Origin of the sequence: Rhodovibrio sodomensis (assembly GCF_016583645.1) — a bacterium.
Taxonomy (GTDB): Bacteria; Pseudomonadota; Alphaproteobacteria; order Kiloniellales; family Rhodovibrionaceae; genus Rhodovibrio; species Rhodovibrio sodomensis.
Genome location: NZ_NRRL01000012.1, coordinates 39,978 through 62,920, shown reverse-complemented (window position 1 = coordinate 62,920; position 22,943 = coordinate 39,978). Strand labels below are relative to the sequence as shown.

The 22,943-nt window shown below is 70.7% G+C and carries 18 protein-coding genes; 12 read left to right on the top strand and 6 right to left on the bottom strand.

The features are described 5' to 3' along the window. Nucleotides 1–104: 104 nt before the first annotated feature. On the top strand, nt 105–1,580 hold the full coding sequence (locus CKO28_RS07445; protein WP_200339998.1) for a cobyric acid synthase: 1,476 nt from the start codon (nt 105–107) through the stop codon (nt 1,578–1,580). A gap of 217 nt (nt 1,581–1,797) precedes the next feature. Here CKO28_RS07445 and cbiB read toward each other — a convergent pair whose 3' ends face one another. Beyond that, nucleotides 1,798–2,787 (bottom strand): adenosylcobinamide-phosphate synthase CbiB, encoded by a 990-nt coding sequence (gene cbiB / locus CKO28_RS07440; RefSeq protein WP_200339997.1) that lies wholly within the window; start codon nt 2,785–2,787, stop codon nt 1,798–1,800. 99 nt (nt 2,788–2,886) lie between these two features. Here cbiB and CKO28_RS07435 point away from each other — a divergent pair, with 99 nt between their 5' ends. The 6 genes from CKO28_RS07435 (at nt 2,887) to cobM (ending at nt 9,699) form a co-directional block, all read left to right on the top strand. After that, a complete protein-coding gene (locus tag CKO28_RS07435) occupies nt 2,887–4,128 on the top strand; it encodes a sirohydrochlorin chelatase (RefSeq protein ID WP_200339996.1) in 1,242 nt (413 codons plus the stop codon). Nucleotides 4,129–4,337: 209 nt separating this feature from the next. Continuing rightward, on the top strand, nt 4,338–4,964 hold the full coding sequence (locus CKO28_RS07430; protein WP_200339995.1) for a precorrin-8X methylmutase: 627 nt from the start codon (nt 4,338–4,340) through the stop codon (nt 4,962–4,964). Further along, nucleotides 4,961–6,178, top strand: coding sequence for a precorrin-6y C5,15-methyltransferase (decarboxylating) subunit CbiE (cbiE, locus tag CKO28_RS29055; RefSeq protein ID WP_338050069.1), 1,218 nt, complete (start codon nt 4,961–4,963; stop codon nt 6,176–6,178). Before CKO28_RS07430 ends, cbiE begins: the two co-directional genes overlap by 4 nt. 194 nt (nt 6,179–6,372) lie before the next feature. After that, a complete protein-coding gene (locus CKO28_RS07420) occupies nt 6,373–7,080 on the top strand; it encodes a precorrin-2 C(20)-methyltransferase (protein ID WP_200339994.1) in 708 nt (235 codons plus the stop codon). Further along, nucleotides 7,073–8,935: a precorrin-3B C(17)-methyltransferase gene (gene cobJ / locus CKO28_RS07415; protein WP_200339993.1), complete on the top strand. Its 1,863-nt coding sequence runs from the start codon at nt 7,073–7,075 to the stop codon at nt 8,933–8,935. The genes CKO28_RS07420 and cobJ overlap by 8 nt, the downstream gene beginning before the upstream one ends. After that, entirely contained in the window at nt 8,932–9,699 is a 768-nt protein-coding gene (cobM, locus tag CKO28_RS07410) for a precorrin-4 C(11)-methyltransferase (protein WP_200339992.1), read from the top strand. Before cobJ ends, cobM begins: the two co-directional genes overlap by 4 nt. Before the next feature lie 203 nt (nt 9,700–9,902). On the opposite strand, the gene CKO28_RS07405 is transcribed toward cobM, so the two are convergent. The 4 genes from CKO28_RS07405 to CKO28_RS07390 form a co-directional block, all read right to left on the bottom strand. Continuing rightward, nucleotides 9,903–10,556: a sarcosine oxidase subunit gamma family protein gene (locus tag CKO28_RS07405; protein ID WP_200339991.1), complete on the bottom strand. Its 654-nt coding sequence runs from the start codon at nt 10,554–10,556 to the stop codon at nt 9,903–9,905. After that, nucleotides 10,549–13,554: a sarcosine oxidase subunit alpha gene (locus tag CKO28_RS07400; RefSeq protein ID WP_200339990.1), complete on the bottom strand. Its 3,006-nt coding sequence runs from the start codon at nt 13,552–13,554 to the stop codon at nt 10,549–10,551. Before CKO28_RS07400 ends, CKO28_RS07405 begins: the two co-directional genes overlap by 8 nt. 94 nt (nt 13,555–13,648) lie before the next feature. Further along, on the bottom strand, nt 13,649–13,942 hold the full coding sequence (locus tag CKO28_RS07395; RefSeq protein WP_200339989.1) for a sarcosine oxidase subunit delta: 294 nt from the start codon (nt 13,940–13,942) through the stop codon (nt 13,649–13,651). A gap of 178 nt (nt 13,943–14,120) precedes the next feature. Then, nucleotides 14,121–15,374: a sarcosine oxidase subunit beta family protein gene (locus tag CKO28_RS07390; RefSeq protein ID WP_200339988.1), complete on the bottom strand. Its 1,254-nt coding sequence runs from the start codon at nt 15,372–15,374 to the stop codon at nt 14,121–14,123. Nucleotides 15,375–15,605: 231 nt separating this feature from the next. Here CKO28_RS07390 and CKO28_RS07385 point away from each other — a divergent pair, with 231 nt between their 5' ends. From CKO28_RS07385 to CKO28_RS07370, 4 genes are all read left to right on the top strand, one after another. Beyond that, nucleotides 15,606–16,700, top strand: coding sequence for a GlxA family transcriptional regulator (locus CKO28_RS07385; RefSeq protein ID WP_200339987.1), 1,095 nt, complete (start codon nt 15,606–15,608; stop codon nt 16,698–16,700). 63 nt (nt 16,701–16,763) lie between these two features. Beyond that, entirely contained in the window at nt 16,764–17,609 is an 846-nt protein-coding gene (locus CKO28_RS07380; protein ID WP_200339986.1) for an SDR family oxidoreductase, read from the top strand. A 201-nt stretch (nt 17,610–17,810) separates the two neighbouring features. Then, nucleotides 17,811–19,037, top strand: a complete 1,227-nt coding sequence (locus tag CKO28_RS07375) for an MFS transporter (RefSeq protein WP_200339985.1) — start codon at nt 17,811–17,813, stop codon at nt 19,035–19,037. A gap of 183 nt (nt 19,038–19,220) precedes the next feature. After that, entirely contained in the window at nt 19,221–20,501 is a 1,281-nt protein-coding gene (locus CKO28_RS07370; protein WP_200339984.1) for an MFS transporter, read from the top strand. Nucleotides 20,502–20,589: 88 nt separating this feature from the next. Here the strand turns inward: CKO28_RS07370 and CKO28_RS07365 are convergent, their stop codons facing one another. Then, nucleotides 20,590–22,179 (bottom strand): OpgD/OpgG family glucan biosynthesis protein, encoded by a 1,590-nt coding sequence (locus tag CKO28_RS07365; RefSeq protein WP_242480398.1) that lies wholly within the window; start codon nt 22,177–22,179, stop codon nt 20,590–20,592. On the opposite strand from CKO28_RS07365, the gene CKO28_RS28835 reads away from it, so the two are divergent. Further along, entirely contained in the window at nt 22,178–22,726 is a 549-nt protein-coding gene (locus tag CKO28_RS28835) for an ATP-binding protein (protein WP_200339983.1), read from the top strand. The genes CKO28_RS07365 and CKO28_RS28835 overlap by 2 nt on opposite strands. Nucleotides 22,727–22,943: the final 217 nt, after the last annotated feature.

Genomic DNA, 22,943 nt, shown 5'->3' with positions numbered 1-22,943 from the left:
ACCTCCTCTCCCTATCCCTCTCCTCCCAGTGGAGGAGAGGGGACCCGCCGCCACGACTGTTCTCCCGGCGCTGTGAGCTCGCGGGCTTCGGAGGACGGCGCGCCATGACCGCCCCGGCGATCATGTTCCAGGGCACGGGCTCGGACGTCGGCAAGTCCGTGCTGGTGGCGGGTCTGGCGCGCGCATTCGCCAACCGTGGGCTCAAGGTGCGCCCGTTCAAGCCACAGAACATGTCGAACAACGCCGCCGTCACGCCGGGCGGCGGGGAGATCGGGCGGGCGCAGGCGCTGCAGGCGCGCGCGGCGCGCTGCGACCTCTCGACCGACCTGAACCCGGTGCTGCTCAAGCCGCAGACGGAAGTCGGCGCGCAGGTCGTCGTCCACGGCAAGGTCCGCGGCAACGCCGGCGCGCGCGAATACCAGCGCACCAAGGGCGACCTGCTGCCCGACGTGCTGGCGAGCTATGGCCGGCTGCGCGCGGACGCCGAGCTGGTCCTGGTGGAAGGCGCGGGCAGCGCCAGCGAGGTCAACCTGCGCGCCGGCGACATCGCCAACATGGGCTTCGCCGAGGCGAGCCAATGCCCGGTCGTGTTGATCGGCGACATCGACCGCGGCGGCGTGATCGCCAGCCTGGTCGGCACCTGGGCGCTGCTGCCCGAACATGAGCGGCCGCTGATCGCGGGCTACCTGATCAACAAATTCCGCGGCGACACCTCGCTGTTCGACGGCGGCATCCGGGTGATCGGGGATCACACCGGCCTGCGCTCGTTCGGCATCGTCACCTTCTTCCCTGAGGCCGCCAAGCTGCCGGCGGAGGACGCGCTGAGCCTGGAGAACCGCCGGGCGGAGACGCGCGCGGGGGCTGCGATCAAGGTTGCGGTGCCGATGCTCTCCCGGATCGCCAACTTCGACGACCTGGACCCGCTGTCGGCCGAACCGGACGTGGAGGTCACGTTCGTGCCGCGCGGCCGGGCCCTGCCGGGCGACGCCGACCTGGTCGTCCTGCCGGGCTCCAAGGCGACGCTGGCGGACCTTCAGGTCATGCGGGAACAGGGCTGGGACCTGGACCTCGCCGCCCACCGCCGGCGCGGCGGCTGGATCCTGGGCCTGTGCGGCGGCTATCAGATGCTGGGCCGCACACTCGCCGACCCGCACGGGACCGAGGGCGCGGCCGGCACGGCGCAGGGGCTGGGCTGGCTCGAGGTCGACACCGACCTCGCCGGCGACAAGCAGCTGGTCGCCGCGGAGGGGCGCTGCCGGCTGACGGGGGCGCCCGTGCACGGCTACGAGATGCACATCGGCCGGACCACCGGGCCCGGGCTGGACCGGCCGCTATTGGACCTGAACGGCCGGCCCGACGGCGCCGTTTCCGGGGACGGCCGTGTGCTCGGCAGCTACCTGCACGGCCTGTTCGCGAGCGACGCCTTCCGCCACGCCTTCCTCGCCCGCCTGAAGGACCGCGCGGCGAGCGGTCTCGCCTACGCGGCGGAGGTCGAGGCCACGCTGGACCGGCTGGCGGGGCACCTGGAGAGCTGTCTGGACCTGGACGCCCTGATGGAGGCCGCGCGCCATGCGGGGTAGCGGGATGGCCGAATACGCGGAACGTTTTGGGGGGCGCACGGCGCGTCGGCGGGTTCCCTCTCCGCCACTGGGGGGAGAGGGACAGGGAGAGGTGGCTCTGCACAGCCGTCCTGCTTGGAACGGCGCGAAAGCTGCGATACCCCAGCTACCTCCTCTCCCTAACCCTCTCCTCCCAGGTGGCGGAGAGGGGACAAGGGGCACGCCCGACGGCCGTCCCTCACAGGAAAAACGCTCCGGCCGCGATCAGCCCCGCGATCACGACGCCGCTGGCGACGTAGAGGTCCAGCACCTGTTTCAGGTCGGGCACCGTGAGCTCGGCGCGGCCGTCCCCCATCCAGGCGTCGTCGACCCGCTCGCGGCCGTACATCCGGGGACCTGCGAGCGCGAGGCCGAGGGCGCCTGCGAGGGCGGCTTCCGGCCAGCCGGCGTTGGGCGAGCGGTGCTTGGGCGCGTCGCGCCAGGCGCAGATCACCGCGCGCCAGGGCTTCGAGCCGCCGATGACCACGGAAGCGAGCGCGATCACCAGGACCGACAGGCGGGAAAACGGCCAGTTCGCCGCGTCGTCGATCCGCGCGGCCCAGCGGCCGAAGTCGCGGTAGCGGTCGTTGCGGTGGCCGATCATCGAGTCCAGCGTGTTGATCGCCTTGTAGGCGAACAGCCCCGGCAGGCCGAACAGCGCGAACCAGCCGATCGGCGCCACGACGCCGTCGGAGAAGTTCTCCGCGGCGCTCTCCGCGGCGGCGCGGGCGACGCCGTGTTCGTCCAGCGTGTTGGGGTCGCGGCCGACGATGTCGGCGACCGCGCCCCGGCCCTGGGCCAGACCCTTGTCCAGCTCGACCGTGACCGTCTTGACCGCCTCGTACAGCCCGCGAAAGGCGAGCAGGCTGGAGGCGATCGCGGCTTCCACCACCCAGCCGAACGGGAAGGCGAGCAGCCGCGTCAGCGTGAACCCCGCGGCCGCGCAGGCCAGGATCACGGCGATCGCGAGCGCGCCGCCCCTGAAACGGCGGGCGCGCGGCGCGTCGCCTGCGCGGTTCAGCCGCGCCTCCGCCCAGCCGATCGCCTTGCCGATTGCAACCACCGGGTGCCAGACGCGCTTGTACAGCCACGCGGGATCGCCCACCGCCGCGTCGAGCGCGAAGGCGAGCAGCAGCACGCTGAACAGGGCGAACGGGCCGGGATGGCCGGAGAGCCAGGGAATCAACATGCGGCGATGCCTAGCAGGCTTTTGGCCGCGATCAACCGCTTTGCGCTGGGACCGGCCGACCGGCTAGGCTCCAGCGCAAGATTTCGAGGAGGAAAATAGATGAGCGAGCAGACGGCGATCATGGTCTGCGGCCACGGCAGCCGCGACGAGGCCGCGATCCGGGAGTTCCAGTCGGTCTGGCGCGGCATCCACGCCCGGATGCCGGAGTACGATATCGAGAGCGGCTTCCTGGAGTTCGCCAACCCGGTGATCAACGACGGGCTGGACAAGCTGCGCCAGCGCGGGGCCAAGCGCGTGCTGGCGGTGCCGGGCATGCTGTTCGCGGCCGGCCACGCCAAGAACGACATCCCGAGCGTGCTGTCGACCTACGAGGCGCGGCACCCGGAGATGCAGATCACCTACGCCCGCGATCTGGGCGTCGATCCCAAGTTGATCCGCGCCAGCGCCGAGCGGATCGAGGAAGTCGTCGGCCACCTCTCGCGCGAGGAGCGCCAGCAGACCCTGCTGATGTTCGTCGGCCGCGGCGCGAGCGACCCGGACGCCAACGCCAACGTGCACAAGTGCATGCGGCTGGTGCTGGAAGGCATGGGCTTCGGCTGGGGCGAGGTCGCCTACTCCGGCGTCACCTTCCCGGGCGTCAAGGTCGGGCTGGAGCACGCCACCAAGCTCGGCTTCAAGCGGATCGTGGTGTTCCCCTACTTCCTGTTCACCGGCGTCCTGGTCCGGCGGATCTACGCCCACGCCGACCTGGTCGCCGGGCAGTACCCGGATATCGAGGTCATCAAGGCGCCCTACCTGGCCGATCATCCGCTGGTGCTCGACGCGTTCGCCGACCGGGTGCAGGAGATGCTGACCGGCGACAACAACATGAACTGCAAGTTGTGCAAGTACCGCGACCAGATCCTCGGCTTCGAGGATGAGGTCGGCCTGCCGCAGGAAAGCCACCACCACCACGTCGAGGGCATCGGCACCGGCGAGGGCGCGGCCGCCAACGGCCACGGTCATGACCATGGCCACGCGCATGACCATGGCCACGCGCACGGCCATCACCACGAGCACGCCCAGGCCCACGCCGAGGCCGCGCACAGCCACGCTCACGCGCACGCCGAAGCGCACGCGGGCAACGGCCACGATCACGGCCAAGCAGCGGCGCAAGGGCACGCGCACGGCCATGGCCACAACCACGACCACCATCACCACCCCTATCCGCAGAAGGACCACCCGCTGGGCCCGCAGGCGGTGAAGGGCCTGAAGGTGGACTCGACCCACGCCACCTTCTCGACACGCACCGGCCCGCAGGCCGGCGGCACCCCGGACGAGCCGGGCAAGCGGCAGGGCTAGAGGGCGGTTTCGCCCGGAGCGTTGCGGGCAACCACCTCACCCTGTCCCTCTCCCCCCATGGGCGGAGAGGGGACCCGCCGAAGCGCCCGTCATCCGCGCTGATCGCCGGTATCGACGGCCGCCGAAGCGGGTTCCCTCTCCTCCACTGGGAGGAGAGGGCCAGGGTGAGGAGGGTGCCGCCGGCATAGAAGAAGACGGATATCTCTCCCGTGGACTACCTCCGCGATCCCAAGGCGATCTACGCCGAGTCCTTCCGCCAGGTGCGCGAAGCCAGCGATCTGTCGCGTGTGCCGGCGGATCTGGAATCGGTCGCCCTGCGCCTGGTGCACGCCTGCGGCATGCCGGAGCTGCTGGACGACCTCGTCTGGTCCGACGCTCTCGCCGCCGCGGCCCGGCAGGCGCTGGCGGACGGCGCGCCGGTGCTGGCCGACTGCCGGATGGTCGCCGAGGGGGTGATCAGAAGCCGTCTGCCGGCGGACAACGCGGTGATCTGCACCCTACAGGATCCGCGCGTGCCCGACCGCGCGGCCGAACTTGGCACCACCCGCTCGGCCGCCGCGGTCGACCTTTGGGGCGACCGGCTGGCGGGCGCGGTGGTCGCGGTCGGCAACGCGCCGACGGCGCTGTTCCGCCTGCTGGAGCTGCTGGCGGAGGGCGCGCCCAAGCCGGCGGCGATCCTGGGGTTCCCCGTGGGCTTCGTCGGCGCGGCGGAAAGCAAGCAGGCGCTGAGCCAAGGCGGCCACGGCGTGCCCTACCTGGCGCTAAAGGGCCGGAAGGGCGGCTCCGCGCTCGCCGCCGCGGCCGTCAACGCGCTCGCCTCGGAGAGCCTGTCGTGAGCGCGCGTGTGATCGAGGTCGTCGGGATCGGCGAGGACGGCTGGGACGGCCTCGCGCCCGCCGCGCGCCGGATCGTCGAGGCCGCGGACTTGCTGGTCGGCGGCGACCGGCATCTGGCGCTGGTGCCCGACACGGGCGCACAGCGGCTGGCGTGGCCGAAGCCGCTGACGGACGCGTTCGATACCCTCGACCGGCGCAGCGCGGCGGGCCCGGTCGTGGTGCTCGCCACCGGCAACCCGCTGTGGTACGGCGTCGCCAACCTGCTGGTCCGGCGCTTCGGCGCGGAGCGCGTGCGCGTGCGCCCGCAATCAAGCGCCTTCGACCTCGCCTGCGCACGGCTGGGCTGGGCGCAGGCCGACGTCGACACGCTGACCCTGCACGGCCGGCCGCCGGCGCTGATCCAGCCGTTCGTGCAGCCGGGCGCGCGCCTGCTGCTGCTGAGCGAAGGGCGGGAGACCCCCGGGCAGGTGGCGGAGGTGCTGACCCGCCGCGGCTTCGGCCCGTCCAAGCTGGCGGTGTTGGCGCACCTGGGCGGCGCCGAGGAGCGGATCGTCGCCGGCACGGCGGAAAACTGGGATCCGGGCGAGATCGCCGACCTCAACGTGGTCGCGGTGCACTGCCGGCCGGGCGCGGGCGCGCAGGTCCTGAGCACCGCGCCCGGGCTGCCGGACGACGCGTTCCAGCACGACGGTCAGCTGACCAAGCGGGAGGTCCGCGCGGCGACGCTCGCCGCTCTGCGGCCGGGCCCGGAACAGCACCTCTGGGACGTCGGCGCCGGCTGCGGGTCGGTCGGCATCGAATGGATGCGCGCGGCCCGCGGCGCGACGGCAACGGCTGTGGAGCCGCGGCAGAAGCGCCTGGCGATGATCGCCGACAACGCGCTGGCGCTCGGCACGCCGGGGCTGGAGATCGTCGCCGGCCGGGCGCCGGACGATCTCGCCGGTCTCGACGCGCCGGACGCGGTGTTCGTCGGCGGCGGGGTGCACGCGGGCGACATCTTGCCGGCCTGCTGGCAGGCGCTGAAGCCCGGCGGCCGGCTGGTTGCCAACGCCGTGACGCTGGAGGGCGAGGCGGCGCTGCTCGCCTGGCACGCCGAGCACGGCGGCGAATTGACCCGGCTGCAGGTCTCGCGGGCGGATCCCATAGGCCCGTACCACGGCTGGCGCCCGCTGATGGCGGTGACGCAGCTGACGGCGGCGAAGCCATGGGGGTGAGGGCGGCACGCGCCCCGATGCGCCGTCAAACTCATCCCCTCTCCTCCCGTGGGAGGAGAGGGTTAGGGAGAGGAGGGTGCCCGCGGCATCGATGTCGCGCTTACCTCCTCCCCTTGCCCCTCCTCCCAGTGGAGGAGGGGGATCAGTTGGCGGCGTGAGAGACAACAACGAGCAACCTTGGAGACACCAAACACATGAGCGGCCGCCTGGTCGGCCTCGGGATCGGTCCCGGGGATCCCGACCTGATCACCTTGAAGGCCTACCGTCTGTTGCAGGAAGCCGACGTGGTCGCCTATCCGGCGCCCGAGGCGGGCGAGAGTCTGGCGCGCAAGCTGGTCGCCCCGCACCTGCCGGGCGGCCAGGCGGAGATGGCGATCCGCATGCCGATGAGCGTGCAGCGCTTCCCCGCCCAGGAGATCTACGACCGGGCCGCCGGCGAGATTTCCGCCCACCTCGGGGCGGGGCGCACGGTCGCGGTGCTGTGCGAGGGCGATCCCTTCTTCTACGGCTCGTTCATGTACCTGTTCGGGCGGATGGCGGAGCGCCATCCGGTCGAGGTGGTGCCGGGCGTCTCCTCGCTCACCGCCTGCTCGGCGGTGCTCGGCGCGCCGCTGGCCGCGCGCAATGACGTGCTGTCGGTGATCCCGGCGCCGTTGGCGGCCGAGGAGCTGAAGCGCCAGTTGGCGACCACCGACGCCGCCGCGCTGATCAAGCTCGGCCGGCACTTCGCCAAGGTGCGCCAGGTGCTGGACGAACTGGGCCTGACCCAGCACGCCCGCTACGTCGAGCGCGCGACCATGGACGCCCAGCGGATCCTGCCGCTCGCGGAGGTCGACGACACGGCCGTGCCGTACTTCTCGATGATTCTGCTGCACGCGCGCGGGGAGGCTTGGCGTGTTTGAGGCGACGCAGGCGGGCCGGCCCGCCATCCTGGCGCTGACCCGCCGCGGCCTGGGCACCGCGCGCTGGATCGCCGAGGGCCTGCCGGGGGCCGAAGTCCTGGGCCGCGCCGGCCGGGCCGACGACGCCGATGCCACGTTCTCCGACACGATCGCCACGCTGCGCAGCCTGTTCGCCGCGGGCCGGCCGATCGTCGGCGTGTGCGCCGCCGGCATCCTGGTGCGCGCGTTGGGTCCCGTGCTGGGCGACAAGCGCGCCGAGCCGCCGGTCCTGGCGGTCGGGGAGGACGGCGCCAGCGTCGTCCCGCTGCTCGGCGGGCACCGCGGGGCCAATGCGCTGGCGCGCGAGATCGCGGACACGCTGGAGAGCCTGCCGGCGGTCACGACCGCCAGCGACCTTGCCTTCGGGGTCGCGCTGGACGAGCCGCCGGCGGGCTGGACGCTCGCCAACCCGGCGCGGGCCAAGCAGGTCGCCGCCGGCCTGCTGTCCGGGGAGCGGGTGCGGATCGACCCGGCGCTGCACTGGCTGCAGGGCCTGCCGCAGGCGGCGGAGGCGCCCTGGCACCTCGCGGCCAGCGTCGAGACGCCTGGCGACCGGACGGCGGCGCTGGTGTATCACCCGCGCGCGCTTGCCGTCGGGGTCGGCTGCGAGCGCGGCTGCGATCCTGAGGAGCTGACCCAGCTGGTGCGCGACACGCTGGCCGAGGCCGGCCTGGCGGAGGCCGCGGTCGCGGCGGTCGTGTCGCTCGACGTCAAGATGGACGAGCCGGCGGTGCACGACGCGGCCGTCATGCTGGGCGCGCCCGCGCGCTTTTTCGACGCCGCGCGCCTGCAGGCGGAGACGCCGCGCCTGGCGACGCCGTCGGAGGCGGTCTTCCGCGAGGTCGGCTGCCACGGCGTCGCCGAGGGCGCGGCGCTCGCCGCCGTCGGGGCCGACGGCCGGCTGCGGCTTGCCAAGCGGAAGAGCCGGCGCGCGACCTGCGCGGTCGCCGAGGCGCCGGGCCCGCTGGACGCGGGCGCGATCGGGCGCAAGCGCGGCTCGATGACGCTGGTCGGTCTGGGCCCGGGCGACCCGGTGATGGGCACCGCGGAAGCCGCGCATGCGGTCGACCGGGCGAGCGACCTGGTCGGCTACAGCCTGTACCTCGACCTGCTGGGCGACCGGGCGGGCGGCAAGACGCGCCATGACTTCCAGCTGGGCGAGGAGGAGGCGCGGGCCGGCCACGCCCTCGACCTCGCCGCGCAGGGGCGGGACGTGGCGCTGATCTGCTCCGGCGATCCCGGCATCTACGCCATGGCGAGCCCGCTGTTCGAGCTGCTGGCGCGGGAAAACCGCGCCGACTGGAACCGGGTGGCGGTGCGCGTCGTGCCCGGCATCTCCGCCCTGCAGGCGGCGGCCGCGCGGATCGGCGCGCCGATCGGCCACGACTTCTGCACCATCTCGCTGTCCGACCTGCTGACGCCGTGGGACCAGATCCAGCGGCGGCTGCAGGCCGCGGCCGCGGGCGACTTCGTGGTCGCGCTCTACAACCCGGTCTCCCGCCGGCGCACCTGGCAGCTGGGCGAAGCGCAGGCGATCCTGTCGGCGCATCGCCTGGGCGATACGCCGGTCGTGATCGCCCGCCAGCTGGGCCGGCCGGAGGAGCGGGTCACTGTCACCACGCTGGCCGAGCTGGACCCGGCCCGGATCGACATGCTGACCGTGCTGCTGATCGGCGCGTCGACCAGCCGCGCGATCCAGCGCGGCGACGGGGGCCAGTGGGTTTACACGCCGCGCGGCTACGCCGCGAAGCACACGGAAAGCGGTGGCCATGCCGCGAAGCAGACATCCAACAACCAGTCGGGAGACGCCGCGTGACCGTCTACTTCGTCGGCGCCGGACCGGGCGCGCCGGACCTGATCACCGTGCGCGGCCAGCGCCGTATCGAGCACTGCCCGGTATGTCTCTACGCGGGCTCGCTGGTCCCGGCGGAGGTGATCGCGTGCGCGCCCGAGGGCGCGCGCGTGCTCGACACCGCCTCGATGCACCTGGACGAGATCATGGCGGAGATCGAGCGCGCGCACGCCGAGGGCCAGGACGTCGCGCGCGTGCACTCCGGCGATCCCTCGCTCTACGGCGCGATCGCCGAGCAGATCCGCCGGCTGGAAGCCGCCGGCATCGCGTATGAGATCGTGCCCGGCGTGCCGGCCTATGCCGCGGCCTCCGCCTCGCTCGGCAAGGAGTTGACGCTGCCCGACATCTCGCAAACGGTGATCCTGACCCGCACGGCGATGAAGTCCTCCGGGATGCCCAGCGGGGAGGAGCTGGAGACGCTGGGGCAGAGCGGGGCCACGCTCGCCATCCACCTGTCGGTGCGCAACCTGCGCTACGTCGAGGCGGCGCTGACGCCGTACTACGGCGCCGACTGCCCGGTGGCGGTGATCTACCGCGCCTCCTGGCCGGACGAGCAGGTGATCCGCGGCACCCTGTCGGACATCCGGGAAAAGGTGCGCGCGGCCAAGATCACCCGCACCGCGCTGGTCATGGTCGGGCGCGTCCTGGGCGACAACGACTTCGCCGACAGCCACCTGTACGACCCCGAAAGCGTCCACCTGCTGCGGCCGAAGCGCAAGAGCGAGTAGGGGCGTTTGTGCTCGGTGGGCGCCCGTGAGGGCTCCTTCGACACGGCCGCCTCCGGCGGCCTACTCAGGATGAAGTCGTAACTGTTTCAGATACTTAAAATCCGGTTTCTGCTGAGTAGCCAGCCGCAGGCTGGCGTGTCGAAGCACCCCACACGGGCGTTACACGGGCGTTTCGGGGATCTATGCGCCCGCGGGCGCCAAACCTACCGATCCGCCAGCACCGCGAGCGTGGTCTCCGCGCCCTTGGCGCAGTCTTCCAGGTAGCGCCAGACGTACCCGGTGAACGACCGGCGGCAATACAGGTCCAGGGTCGGCTGATCGTCCTTCAGGTGCAGGCTGACCCCGGTGTGGCGGCCAAACAGCGTGTGCTTGACCTGGCCCGGCTGGAAGCTGCGCGGGTGCATGTCGAGCGGCACCGCCCGCTCCAGCACCTCGCGGGCGTCCGGCCCGGTCACGCCGATCGCGGCCTGCGCGCCGGAGACGTCGACCACCTGGGCGAACACGCCCTCGAGCAGGCCGGTCAGCTTGGTCTGCAGGTCCGCTCCGGCGTCGGGGGCTGGATCGTCGACCACGAACAGCCACTCGTCCGGACCCAGCCAGAGCACGCTCAGCCGGTCCTGGCTGGCGGCGGTGTTGGGCGCCGTCGGCAGGTCCAGGCCGGTCGCGTCCGTGACCGCCTGGCGGGCCGTGGGCTCGCGGTCCAGGTCGACGCGCAGGGTGACCAGGCCCCGGAAGTCGCGCGGGATCAGGCCGATGCCGGCGCCCTGCAGGCCGTCCTGCGTGCGCACGGCGAGGTGGAGCGGATCGAACGGGCTGTGCCGCAGGCTGGCCGCGGTGGTCATCATGCTGTCAGGCACGGAGGCGCTCCCCTTCCGGATCGAAGAACACCGGGTTCGTGATGGTGCAGGCGATCGTCTTGCCGCCCGGCATGGGCGCGAAGACCTTCTGGCCGTGCTTGTGAAGACCGCCCTCGACCAGCGCGAGCGCGAACGACCGGCCGAGGTTCGGGCTCATGTAGCTGGAGGAGACGTGGCCGACCATGTCCATCGGCGGCGCGTCCTTCAGCACTTCGACCAGCTGGGCGCCTTCCTCAAGCACCTCTTCGGGGTCGTCCGGCAGCAGGCCGACGAACTGCTTGCGCTGCGGGTCCAGCATGTCGGGCCGGGCGAGCGAGCGCTTGCCGATGAAGTCCTTCTTCGACGAGCACAGCTTGTCCATGCCGAGATCGATCGGCGTCACCGTGCCGTCGGTCTCCTGGCCGACGATGATGAACCCCTTCTCGGCGCGCAGGACGTGCATGGTCTCGGTGCCGTAGGGGGTGATGTCGTACTTCTCGCCCACGCTCATCAGCGTCTGCCACATGTGCAGGCCGTGGTCCGCGTGGACGTTGATCTCGAAGGAGAGGTCGCCGGAAAAGGAGATCCGGAACACCCGCGCCGGCACGCCCGCGACCGTGCCCTCCCGGAAGGTCATGAACGGGAAGGCTTCCGGCGACAGGTCGATGTCGGTGACCTCCTGCAACAGCTTGCGCGCGTTCGGGCCGGCGAGCGCGGCGGTGGCGTACTGCTCGGTCACGGTCGTCAGGTAGACCCGCAGCTCCGGCCACTCGGTCTGCAGGTACTCCTCCAGGTGCGCCAGCACGTCGCCCGCGCCGCCGGAGGTGGTGTGCATCAGGTAGTGGTTCTCCCGCAGGCAGGCGGTGACGCCGTCGTCCATCACCATGCCGTCCTCGCCCAGCATCAGGCCGTAGCGGGCCATGCCGGGCTTCAGGGTCTTCCAGCCGTTGGTGTAGACCCGGTTCAGGAACTCCACGGCGTCCGGCCCCTGGACGTCGATCCGGCCCAGCGTGGTGGCGTCCAGGATGCCGACGCTGTCGCGGGTCGCCTTGCTCTCCCGCTGCACGGCGTCGTGCATGCTCTCGTTGCCTATCGGGTAGTACCAGGGCCGCTTCCACAGGCCGACGTTCTCGAACGCCGCACCCGCGCGGACGTGCCAGGCGTGCATCGGGCTGTGCCGCTCGGCGTCGAACAGGTCGCCGACGTCGCGGCCGCCCCAGGCCCCGAAGGTGACCGGGGTATAGGGCGGGCGGAAGGTGGTCGTGCCGATCTCCGGGATCGGCAGGCCGCGGGCCTGCGAGACGATGCCGAGCGCGTTGACGTTGGACGTCTTGCCCTGGTCGGTCGCCATGCCGGTGGTGGTGTAGCGCTTGACGTGCTCGATCGAGGTGTAGCCCTCGCGGATCGCCAGCAGCAGGTCGGCGGCGGTGACGTCGTTCTGGTAGTCGACGAAGTGCTTGCCTTTATGGCCGACCGGCTGCTCCCCCGGCACGGTCCACAGCCAGCGCGCCGGCAGGAAGCCGTCGTCGGAGGCCTTGGGCGTGCTGCCCGCCTTCGTATCCGGGAAGCCGGCGGCCTTGGCGGCCTCGGCGCCGGCGGCGAGGCCGTCCTTCAGGCAGCCCATGAGGCCCCAGGTGCCCTGGCAGCAGCCGGCCGAGCGCGCCCGCTGCACCGAGCGGTCGGGGACGAACGCGGCCGTTTCCGCGTCGAAGCGCAACTTGCCGCGGGACTGGCTGAACAGGTGCACCGTCGGGTTCCAGCCGCCGGAGGACGCGACGAAGTCGCAGGCGATCTTCCGGGACGCGCCGGTCAGGCGCTCGCCGTCGGCGGCGAGCGGCTGTGCCTTGATCGCGCGCACGCGCTTTGCGCCGTCAACCGCCGCGACGCCGTGGTTGGGCAGGATCCGGATGCCGGCCTGCTTGGCCCGCTCGGTGAACGGGCCGGTGGCCTCCGCGCGCACGTCGATCGCAGCCGCGATCTCGATGCCCGCGTCCTGCATGTCCAGGGCGGCCTGGTAGGCGCCGTCGTTGTTGGTGACCAGCACGCAGCGGTTGCCGGGCTTGACGCCGTAGCGGTTGACGTAGCTGCGCGCGGCGCTCGCCAGCATGATGCCGGGGCGGTCGTTGTCGACGAACACCAGCGGCCGCTCGATCGCGCCGGTCGCCAGCACGACTTCCTGCGCGCGCACCTTCCACATCCGCTGGCGCGGACGGTCGTCCGGCTTCCGGCTCAGGTGGTCGGTGCGGCTTTCCAGCAGATCGATCCAGTTGTGGTCGTAGTAGCCGAACACGATGGTGCGCGGCAGGATCCGAACCTCCGGATGCCCGCGTAGCTCGTCCAGCGTCGCCTGCACCCAGTCGATCGCCGGCTTGCCGTCGATCGTCTCGCGTGCGGACAGCAGCGAGCCGCCGAATTCCGGGTTCTCGTCGGCCAGGACGACGCGCGCGCCGCTGCGCGCGGCGGTCAGCGCCGCCGCCAGGCCGGCCGGGCCGCCGCCGGCGACCAGTACGTCGCAATGGGCGTAGCGCTTGTCGTAAAAGTCGGGATCGGGGTCTGTCGGCGCCTTGCCCAGACCGGCGGCGTGGCGGATCACCTTCTCGTAATACGGCCAGGCCTTCCCCGGCCACATGAAGGTCTTATAGTAGAAGCCGGCCGGGAACAGCTTGGCGAACAGCTGGTTGACCGCGCCCACGTCGGTGTCCGGCCCCGGCCAGGCGTTGACGCTCGTCACCGCCATGCCGTCGTACAGTTCGGCTTGGGTCGCGCGGACGTTGGGCAGGGTGCGCGGACCGCTTTCGACCTGCAGCAGGGCGTTCGGCTCCTCCGCGCCGGCACCCAGGATGCCGCGCGGGCGGTGGTACTTGAACGACCGGCCGACCAGGTGGATGCCGTTGGCGAGCAGCGCGGAGGCGACCGTGTCGCCGGCGTAGCCGCGGTAGCGCTTGCCGTTGAAGGTGAAGTCGATCGGCCGCTCCAGGTCGACCCGGCCCCGGTCTTGCAAGCGGTAGGTCTGCGCCATCCCCGGCGTATCCTTAAAACAGCGTGTCTGTGCGGTCGTGCGGGTCGCGGTCTAGAACAAGATCAAGGTCGGCTCGACCTTCATCGATTTTGCTCTAGACGTAGGTCGTCTCGTCCACCTTCGGCGGTTCCTCTTCGATCTTGTAGGCGCCGTGGACCTGGTTGGTCAGGGTGTCGCGCACCAGGTTGAACCAGCGCCGGCAGCCGTGGGCGTGGACCCAGCGCTCGTAGTACGTGCCGTTGGTGTTCTTCTGCAGGAACAGGTAGTCCGCCCAGGCCTCGTCGGAGACCTCCTCGGGGTGCTCGGGGCGCACCTTGTGCGCCTCGCCGCCGTAGGCGAACTCGTTCTCGGTGCGCGCGCCGCAGTAGGGGCAGGGGATCAGCAGCATCTTACGTCTCGGCTCCCAAGGGGTCGCGAAGGCGGGGGAAGCAGGGGCGGGCGGCCGTCAGCCGGCTAGAGCAAGATGCTGAAATGTGAACCCACCTTTCAGCTGAATCTTGCTCTCTCTCCAAGCAGTTAGAGTAAAATTCACGATGAAGGTCGAGTCGACCTTCATCGATTTCGCTCTAGTGCGCCACGCCCGCGGCGGCGTGCTCGTCGATCAGGAAGCCGGTCCGGAACCGGTCGAGCGCGAACGGCGCCGCGATCGGATGCGGCCGGTTGTTCGCCACCGTGTCGGCGAAGATGTGGCCCGAGCCGGGCGTCGCCTTGAACCCGCCGGTGCCCCAGCCGCAGTTCAGGTAGATGCCCTTGACCGGGGACAGACCGATGATCGGGCTGGCGTCCGGGCAGGTGTCGACCACGCCGCCCCACTGGCGCAGCATGCGCATCCGCCGGAACAGCGGGTAGAGTTCGCAGATCGCCGCCAGCGTGTCCTCGGTGACCGGGTTGGAGCCCCACTGCGAGTAGCCGTTGTAGGCGTCGGTGCCGGCGCCGATCACCAGTTCGCCCTTGTCGGACTGGCTGATGTAGGCGTGCACCGCGCCCGCCATCACCACGTTGTGGATGATCGGCTTGACCGGCTCGCTGACCAAGGCCTGCAGCGGGCGGGAGTTCACCGGCAGCTTGAAGCCGGCCATGTTGGCCAGCACGCCGCAGTGACCGGCAACCACCAGGCCGACCTTGTTGGTCTTGATCTGGCCCTTGGAGGTACGCACCCCGGTCACCTGGCCGCCCTCGATGTCGAAGCCCTCGACCGCGCACTGCTGGATGATGTCGACGCCCATTTCGGAGCACGCCCGGGCGTAGCCCCAGGCGACCGCGTCGTGCCGGGCGGTGCCGGCGCGGCGCTGGATCGAGCCGCCCAGGACCGGATAGCGGCCGCCGCCGCGCAGGTCGATGATCGGCACCTCGCGCTTGACGTCTTCCGGGTCCAGCCACGTGCTGTCGATGCCGTTCAGGCGGTTGGAATGGATCCGGCGCTTGGTGATCCGGACCTCGTTCTGGGTGTGCGCGAGGTTGAGCACGCTGCGCTGGGAGAACATCACGTTGAAGTTCAGCTCCCGGGTCATGTTTTCCCAGAGCTTCAGCGCGTGTTCGTAGAGCGCGGCGGACTGGTCCCACATGTAGTTGGAGCGGACGATCGTGGTGTTGCGCCCGGTGTTGCCGCCGCCGAGCCAGCCCCGCTCGATCACGGCGATGTTGCGCATGCCGTGTTCCTTGGCGAGATAGTAGGCGGTCACCAGCCCGTGGCCGCCGCCGCCGACGATCACGGCGTCGTAGCTTTTCTTGGGCTCCGGCGAATGCCAGGCCTGCTGCCAGTTCTCGTGATAGGACAGCGCGTTTCTGGCCAGCGAGAAGATCGAATAGCGAGCTTTCATGCCCTTGCCGCGCGCTCCCAGCCAAGCGGTGAACCGGACCCCAGGCCCCGCAACGCTGCCCGCCCGAACGGTGCGGAATAACGGGATCTCTGTAACCTTAAGAACACGCGCGCGACGCTTGAGGGGCTAGCCGATCTCCGGCAGAAAACTTTCAGATCGCGACACCCGGTCTGATGTGCTTGAATCGATTCACATGAGTGAAACAGTCTAAGGGCGCCGTTGGGTCAAAGCATGCTGGGGACCGTACCGCGGGAGCTACCGCAGAAGATCGGCTTCGTGGTTGTACCGCGCTTCTCGATGATCGGGTTGATGAGCGCAATCGAGACGCTCCGGCTGGCCAACCGGTTGTCCGGCAAGACGCTGTACCGGTGGCCGCTGCTGACCATCACGGGTCACCCGCTGCCCGCCTCGAACGGCTTCCACCTGACCCCGGACGGCGATCTGGAAGCGGGCAACGACCTGCAGACGGTGGCGGTGTGCGCGGGCATCGACGCGCACAAGGTGACCGACAAGACGCTGATCAACTGGCTGCGCAAGCTCGACCGCAAGGGCGCGGACCTGGGCGCGATCGGCACCGGCAGCTACATCCTGGCGCGCGCCGGCCTGCTGGAAGGCTACAACTGCACGATCCACTGGGAGGCGCTCGCCGCGTTCGCGGAGGATTTTCCGGAACTCGAGGTCACCACCGAACTGTTCGAGATCGACCGCCACCGCTTCACCTGCGCCGGCGGCACGTCGGGAATCGACATGATGCTGAACATGATCGCCATGCAGCACGGCCACGAGCTGGCCGCACGCGTGGCCGACCAGTTCATGCACGAGCGGATCCGCGACCGGCACGACCATCAGCGGATCTCGCTGCCGGCCCGCCTGGGGGTGCGCCATCCCAAGCTGCTGAGCGTGATCGACCTGATGGAAAAGCACCTGGAGGACCCGCTGTCGCGCGCCGACCTCGCGCGCACCTCCGGGCTGTCGACCCGCCAGCTGGAGCGGCTGTTCCGCAAGTACCTCGGCCGTTCGCCGGCGCGCTACTACCTGGAGCTGCGGCTGAACAAGGCCCGGCTCCTGCTGCTGCAGACCAACATGTCGGTGATCGACGTCGCGCTCGCCTGCGGCTTCGTCTCCGCCAGCCACTTCTCCAAGTGCTACCGGGACTTCTTCGGCCGCACGCCGCGCAAGGAGCGCGGGCTTCCGAGCGAGGACGAGGGCGGCGGCTCCGAACTCGACGAGCTGGACGCCACCCAGGCGCGCGAGCAGGCCGACCAGGACGTCCGCAAGCAGACCGGCAAGCAGAGCCGCCGCGGCACCACGGTGGCCGGTAAGTAGCCGGCGCCGGACGGCCGCGCGCCCGGACCTACGACACAGCCAAAGCCTTTCGAGGAGGGGTGGATGTTCCGGTCGGATCTCCTGCAGGACAAGCGCGTGCTGATCACCGGCGGCGGCAGCGGGCTCGGCAAGTCGCTCGGCCGTCGGGTCCTGGAGCTCGGCGCGCGGCTGGTGATCTGCGGCCGTCGGGCGGACAAGCTGGACGCCACGCGCGCCGAGTTCGACGCCGAGTTCCCGGGCCGCACGGCGACGCATGTCTGCGACATCCGCGATTCCGAGGCGGTGGAGGCCATGCTCGAGGCGATCTGGCAGGACGGTCCGCTGGACGCGCTGGTCAACAACGCCGCCGGCAACTTCCTGGCGAAGTCGGAAGAGCTGAGCCCGCGGGCGTTCGACGCGGTGACCTCGATCGTCCTCAACGGCACCGCCTACGTCACGCTCGGTTGCGGCCGCCGCTGGATCGCCGAGGCGCGGGGCGGCACGGTGCTGTCGATCGTCGCCACCTACGCCTGGACCGGCAGCGCCTACGTCACCCCCAGTGCCTGCGCCAAGGCCGGGGTGCGCGCGCTGACCCAGTCGCTGGCGGTGGAATGGGGCGACCGCGGCATCCGCCTGAACGCGGTCGCGCCGGGGCCGTTCCCGACCGAAGGCGCCTGGGACCGGCTGGTGCCGACCCAGGAGCTGGAGGATACCTGGCGCAACCGGATCCCGCCCAAGCGGTTCGGCGAGCACGGCGAACTGGCCGACCTGGCGGTGTTCCTGCTGGCTGACCAGTCCAGCTACGTCAACGGCGAGGTGGTCGCGATCGACGGCGGCGAATGGCTGAAGGGCGCCGGCCAGTTCAACTTCATGGAAGCGCTCACCGAAGACCAGTGGGACGCCATCAACCCCAAGCGCAAGAAGGGCTAGGGCGGGGTCAGCCTCTGTATCACGCCAACTGATTCCCCTCCTCCAAGTGGGAGGAGGGGCTAGGGGAGGAGGGTGCAGCGCCGCTTATGCCGTGCAATCCTCCTCTCCCTGTCCCTCTCCTCCCACTTGGAGGCGAGGGGACCCGCCGCGACGCTCGAACCCGCCTTCGACCAAATCGTCTAACCACCCACACCTCACACGATGCTGAAAACCCTCGCCCCAGTCCTCGCCCTGCTCGCTTCGGTCGCGCTGTTGCTGATGGGCAACGGGCTGCAGGGGACGCTGCTGCCGCTGCGCGCGCAGCTGGAAGCGTTCGGCGCGCTTGAGATCGGCTGGCTGGGCTCGGCCTACTTCGCCGGCTTCGCGCTGGGCAGCCTGGTGGCGCCGCGGTTCGTCCGCCGGGTCGGGCACATCCGGGCGTTCACCGCGCTGGCGGCGATCGCCTCGGCGACCGTGCTGGGGCATGCGCTGGCGGTCAGTGCCGACGTCTGGCTGCCGCTGCGCGCGTTGACCGGCTTCTGCCTCGCCGGGCTCTACGTCGTGATGGAGAGCTGGCTGAACGCGCAGGCGACCAACGCCACGCGCGGGGCGATCCTGGCGGTCTACACCACGGTTAACCTGACGGTGATCACGCTGGGCCAGCTGCTGGTCGCGGTGCTGGAGCCGCAGACCTTCGTGCCGTTCGCGGTCGCCGCGATGCTGATCGCGCTCGCCGGCGTGCCGCTGGCGCTGACTACCTCGAAGCCGCCCGCGCCGCCGGACAGGATCGGCGTCGACCCGCGCTGGCTCTACCGGATCTCCCCGGTCGGGCTGGTCGGCTGCTTCGCCGTCGGGCTCGCCAACGGGCCGTTCTGGACGCTGGCGCCCGCGTTCGCCGTGGCGAACGGACTGGACAGCGGCGGGGTCGGCCTGTTCATGGCGCTGGTCGTCCTCGGCGGTGCGGTCGGGCAGTGGCCGGCCGGGCGGCTGTCCGACAAGCTGGACCGGCGCGGGGTGATCCTGGGCGTCTGCCTGCTCGCGGCGGCCGCCGGGGCGGCGCTGGTTCTGGCCGCGCTCGGCCGGCCGGAGCTGCTGGCCTATGCGGCGGTGGCGTTCGGTGCCAGCGCCATCCCGCTGTACGCCCTGTGCGTGGCGCACGCCAACGACTTCGTGCAGCCCGGCGAATTCGTGCAGGCGTCCGCCGGGCTCTTGCTGGCGAGCGCGCTCGGTTCCGCGCTCGGGCCGCTCTTGGCCTCGGTGGTGATGGCGCGGGCAGGCAGCGCCAGCCTGTTCGGCTTCACCGCCGCGGTGCATCTGCTGCTGGCCGCGTTCGTGGTCTACCGCACGTGCCGGCGCGCCGCGCCGGAGGCGAAGGCCCCGTTCGTCGCCGTGCCGCGCACCTCGACGGGTTTGGGCACGCTCGACCCGCGGGCGGGCAAGCGGCGCTGACGCCCCTTGTGCCGCGACCTGCCAGAGCCATAGAGCAAAATCGATGAAGGTCTGGTCGACCTTCATCGTGAATTTTGCTCTAACTGCTCCAAGAGAGAGCAAGATTCAGCTGAAAGGTGGCTTCGCCTTTTAGCATCTTGCTCTAGCTTCTCGCCCGTTTGATACCTGACCCGAAGGTTCCCGATGACCCAGTCCGCCGCGGACGCGGGCGCGCCGCCGACGCGCGTGACGCTGCGCGCGATCCTGACCGTGTTCCTGCCGTTCGCCGGCGGGTACTACCTGAGCTACCTGTACCGCCAGGTGAACGCGGTGATCGCCGAGGACCTGACGGCCGACGTCGGGCTGAGCGCGAGCGATCTGGGTCTGCTGACCAGCGCCTACTTCGTCGCCTTCGCCGCGTTCCAGATCCCCCTCGGCCTGCTGCTCGACCGCTACGGCGCGCGCAGGGTGCATGGCCTGCTGCTGATGCTGGCGGCGGCGGGCGCGCTCGGTTTCGCGCTCGGCGACGGTCTGCTGCAGCTGTGGCTGGCGCGCGCGCTGATCGGGCTGGGGGTCGCCGGCGGGCTGATGGCGGCGTTCAAGGCGATCACCCAGTGGTTCCCGGAAAGCCGCTGGCCGGTGGTCAACGGCTGCTTCCTGGCGATGGGCGGGCTGGGCGCGATGAGCGCCACCGCGCCGGTGGAGGCGCTGCTGCAGGTGACCGATTGGCGCGGCATCTTCGCCGGCCTGGCGGCCGCCACGCTGGCGGTCGCGGTGCTGATCCTGCTCGTGGTGCCGGAGCGCCGGGACACCCGCCATCCCCAATCGCTGTCCGAGCAGCTGGCGGGCGTGCGCCAGGTATTCGCCGACCGCTTTTTCTGGCGGCTGGCGCCGATGGCGTTCCTGTGCATGGCGACCAGCCTGTCGATCCAGGGCCTGTGGGCCGGCCCGTGGCTGCGCGACGTCGCCGGGCTGGACCGCTCGGGCGTGGCGCGGACACTGTTCCTGATGGCGGCGGCGGTCACGGTCGGCTTCGTCGTCTGGGGCTGGGCCGCGGACTGGCTGACCCGGCGCGGGGTGCCGCTGACCCGCACGCTCGGTCTCGGGGTGGCGCTGTTCCTGAGCGCGCTCGCCTGCATCACCTTCGAAATCGACCGCACGGCGCTATGGCCGTGGCTGTTCCTGGGGCTGATGGGGAACGTGACCGCGCTCAGCTACACCGTGCTGTCGCGCCACTTCCCGCTCGCGCTGTCCGGCCGGGCCACCACCGCGCTGAACCTGCTGGTCTTCCTGGGCGCGTTCGCGGTGCAGTCGGCGATGGGCGCGCTCGTCGATCTGGTCGCGGCCGGCCAGACCCAGCCGTACCCGTCCGCCGCCTACCAGACCGCCTTCGCCACCTTCCTGGCGCTCTGCTTGCTGGCCTGGGTGTGGTTTCTGGTGGCGGGGCGGCGACAAAACTATTCCTCGCCTCCACCCAAAGACTAATCCCCCTCCTCCAGTGGGAGGAGGGGCGAGGGCCAAAAACCAGGTGGAGGAGAGGGGGAAAGTTGGTGGAGGAGTAGGGGCAGGCGCCTCACGCCTCCTCGGCGAGCAGGTGGTACTGGTAGAGCCAGGTCTCGCTCAGCACCTGGTCGCCGGTGCGCAGGTAGCAGCGCAGGTCGATCGGGTCGGCGCCGTCGATCGTCAGGTCGAACATCGTGCGCCAGTGCCCGGGCACGCCGTTCGGCACGGCCTCGGTGCGCTGGTTGGAGAAGCGGCCGCGCGAGGCCGTGAGCACCGGTTCCGGGAGGGTGCCCTTGGGCAGGCCGGTGAGCGGGCCGCCCTTGAACTCGACGACGAACTTGCGCGTGTCCTCCGGGTTCGCACGGCCGGCCTGGCCGCCGCGGCCCAGGCGCGTGGCGACGCAGCGCGCCAGCCCGCTGGGGTACGGGCAGTCGTTCCGCCAGTGCAGGCGGTAGCTCAGGTGGTACGCGCTGCCCGCCGGGTGATCGCCGTCGGGGACCCAGATGGCGTTGATGTTGTCGTGGATCTCGTCGTCGGTCGGGATCTCGACCAGCTGGACCGCGCCCGGGCCCCAGTCCTCCAGCGGCTCCACCCAGGTCGACGGGCGGCGGTGGTAGCGCACGCCGTCCAGGTAGTTGTGGAACGCGCGGTCGCGCTGCATCAGGCCGAAGCCGCGTGGATTGCGGTCCTGGAAGCTGGAGATCGCGACCCGGTCCGGGTTGTTGAGCGGCCGCCAGATCCGCTCGCCCGCGCCGGTCCACATGTACAGGCCGTCGGAATCGTGCACTTCCGGCCGCCAGTCCGCCATCGGCGCCTTGCGGGTCTCGGAGAACCAGTACATCGAGGTCAGCGGCGCCAGGCCCAGGCGGGTGACCTGCTTGCGCAAGTGGACGTGCGCCTCGATGTCCATCACCACGCCCGCGTTGCGGTGGAGCAGGAACTTGTAGGCGCCCGCGACCGACGGTCCATCGAGCAGGGCGTATACCGTTACCGGTTGATCTTGCGTCGCCGCCGGCTCGAACCAGAACGCGCGGAAGTCCGGGAACTCCTCCGGCCCCGCGCCGCCGGGGTCGAGCGCGATGCCGCGGGCGGACATGCCGACCTGGCCCTCCTCGCCGATGCCGCGGAAATACGACGCGCCCAGGAAGGTCGCCCACGGCTCGACCTTCGACAGCGGGCCCTTGCTGCGCGGCTGGTGCACCCAGAAGCCGGCAAAGGCCGACGGCTCCGCCGGCAGCTCGGACGCCACATGGCCCGGGCCGGCGTCGAAATAGCCGGGGTCGTACAGCACTTCGCGCGCCGTGCCGCCGCCGGTCAGCTTGTGCATCCGAACCGTCTTGGGGAAGTACATCCCGACGTGCTGGAACGAGATCGGATAGGCGCTGTCCGGAAACAGCGCGTAGTCCATCCGGTAGTCGAGCTTGCCGTGCGCATCGTAGTCGATCCGCTGCACGATCTCCGGGTCGGGCCGCGGCGGCGCCTGATAGGCCCGGCCGGCCAGCTCGCGCGCATGGCGCTGCAGCCAGTCCCAGGAGAATCGCTCCGCTTTCCCCAGCTTCAAACCCTCGGGCGCGTCGGCGCGCGCGCGGCCGGCGAACAGCCCCGCCACCCCGGCCGCGGCGGACAACTGCAGCATCGTACGACGGGTCAAACCGGTCATGGGCTCCTCCCTGCTGGGCGGCGTGGAGCGCGGTCGGTCAACGCCGCGACGCGGGGCAGACTATCCGTGCGCGCGGCGGAATGGGGAGTGTTCGTCCTGTGCAACGGCGGTCGGCCGGTGTCACAGACCGCGCTCCAGCCGGCACCGCCGGTCCGCTAACAAGCCGTCCGGCCCAAGGCGGGCCATCGATCGCAGGCCTTGGGACCGGGAACCGGGGCCATGGTCCTCCGGACTCTCTCGTTCGCGCGGCGGACCTGTCGATGACGGCAGCTATCTGATTGCGGTCCGCGATCACGGGGTTGGTATTGCCCCGGATGTCATGGACACGGTCATGCAGCCGTTCGTTCGAGCGGACGACAGTCTAAACCGTCGGCCCGATGGGATCGGGCTCGGCCTGTATCTGGTGAAGGCTTTCGCCGATTTGCACGGCGCACGGGTCCAGCTGGAAAGCGTGCCGGATCGCGGCACCACGGCAAGCGTCGTCCTGCCGGCCTGGCGGGTTCGAAGCGGTCCGTCGTTGAAGCTTGTCGCGTCCGGCGACGCTTAGAGCTACATGCTTGAAGGCCGAAACGGCCTTCGAGCTGAATGTAGCTCTAACTTGTTGAAGAGAGGGCAAGATTCAGCTGAAAGGTGATTCCACCGTTCAGCATCTTGCTAGTGAATGTGCGTCGAACGCGTGTAGGGACTCGAAAACACGCGTCACTGGCTCATCGACGGACGTGCGAACTTCGGGCGCATGAAGTGTTGGCCTCCAAAATACTTTC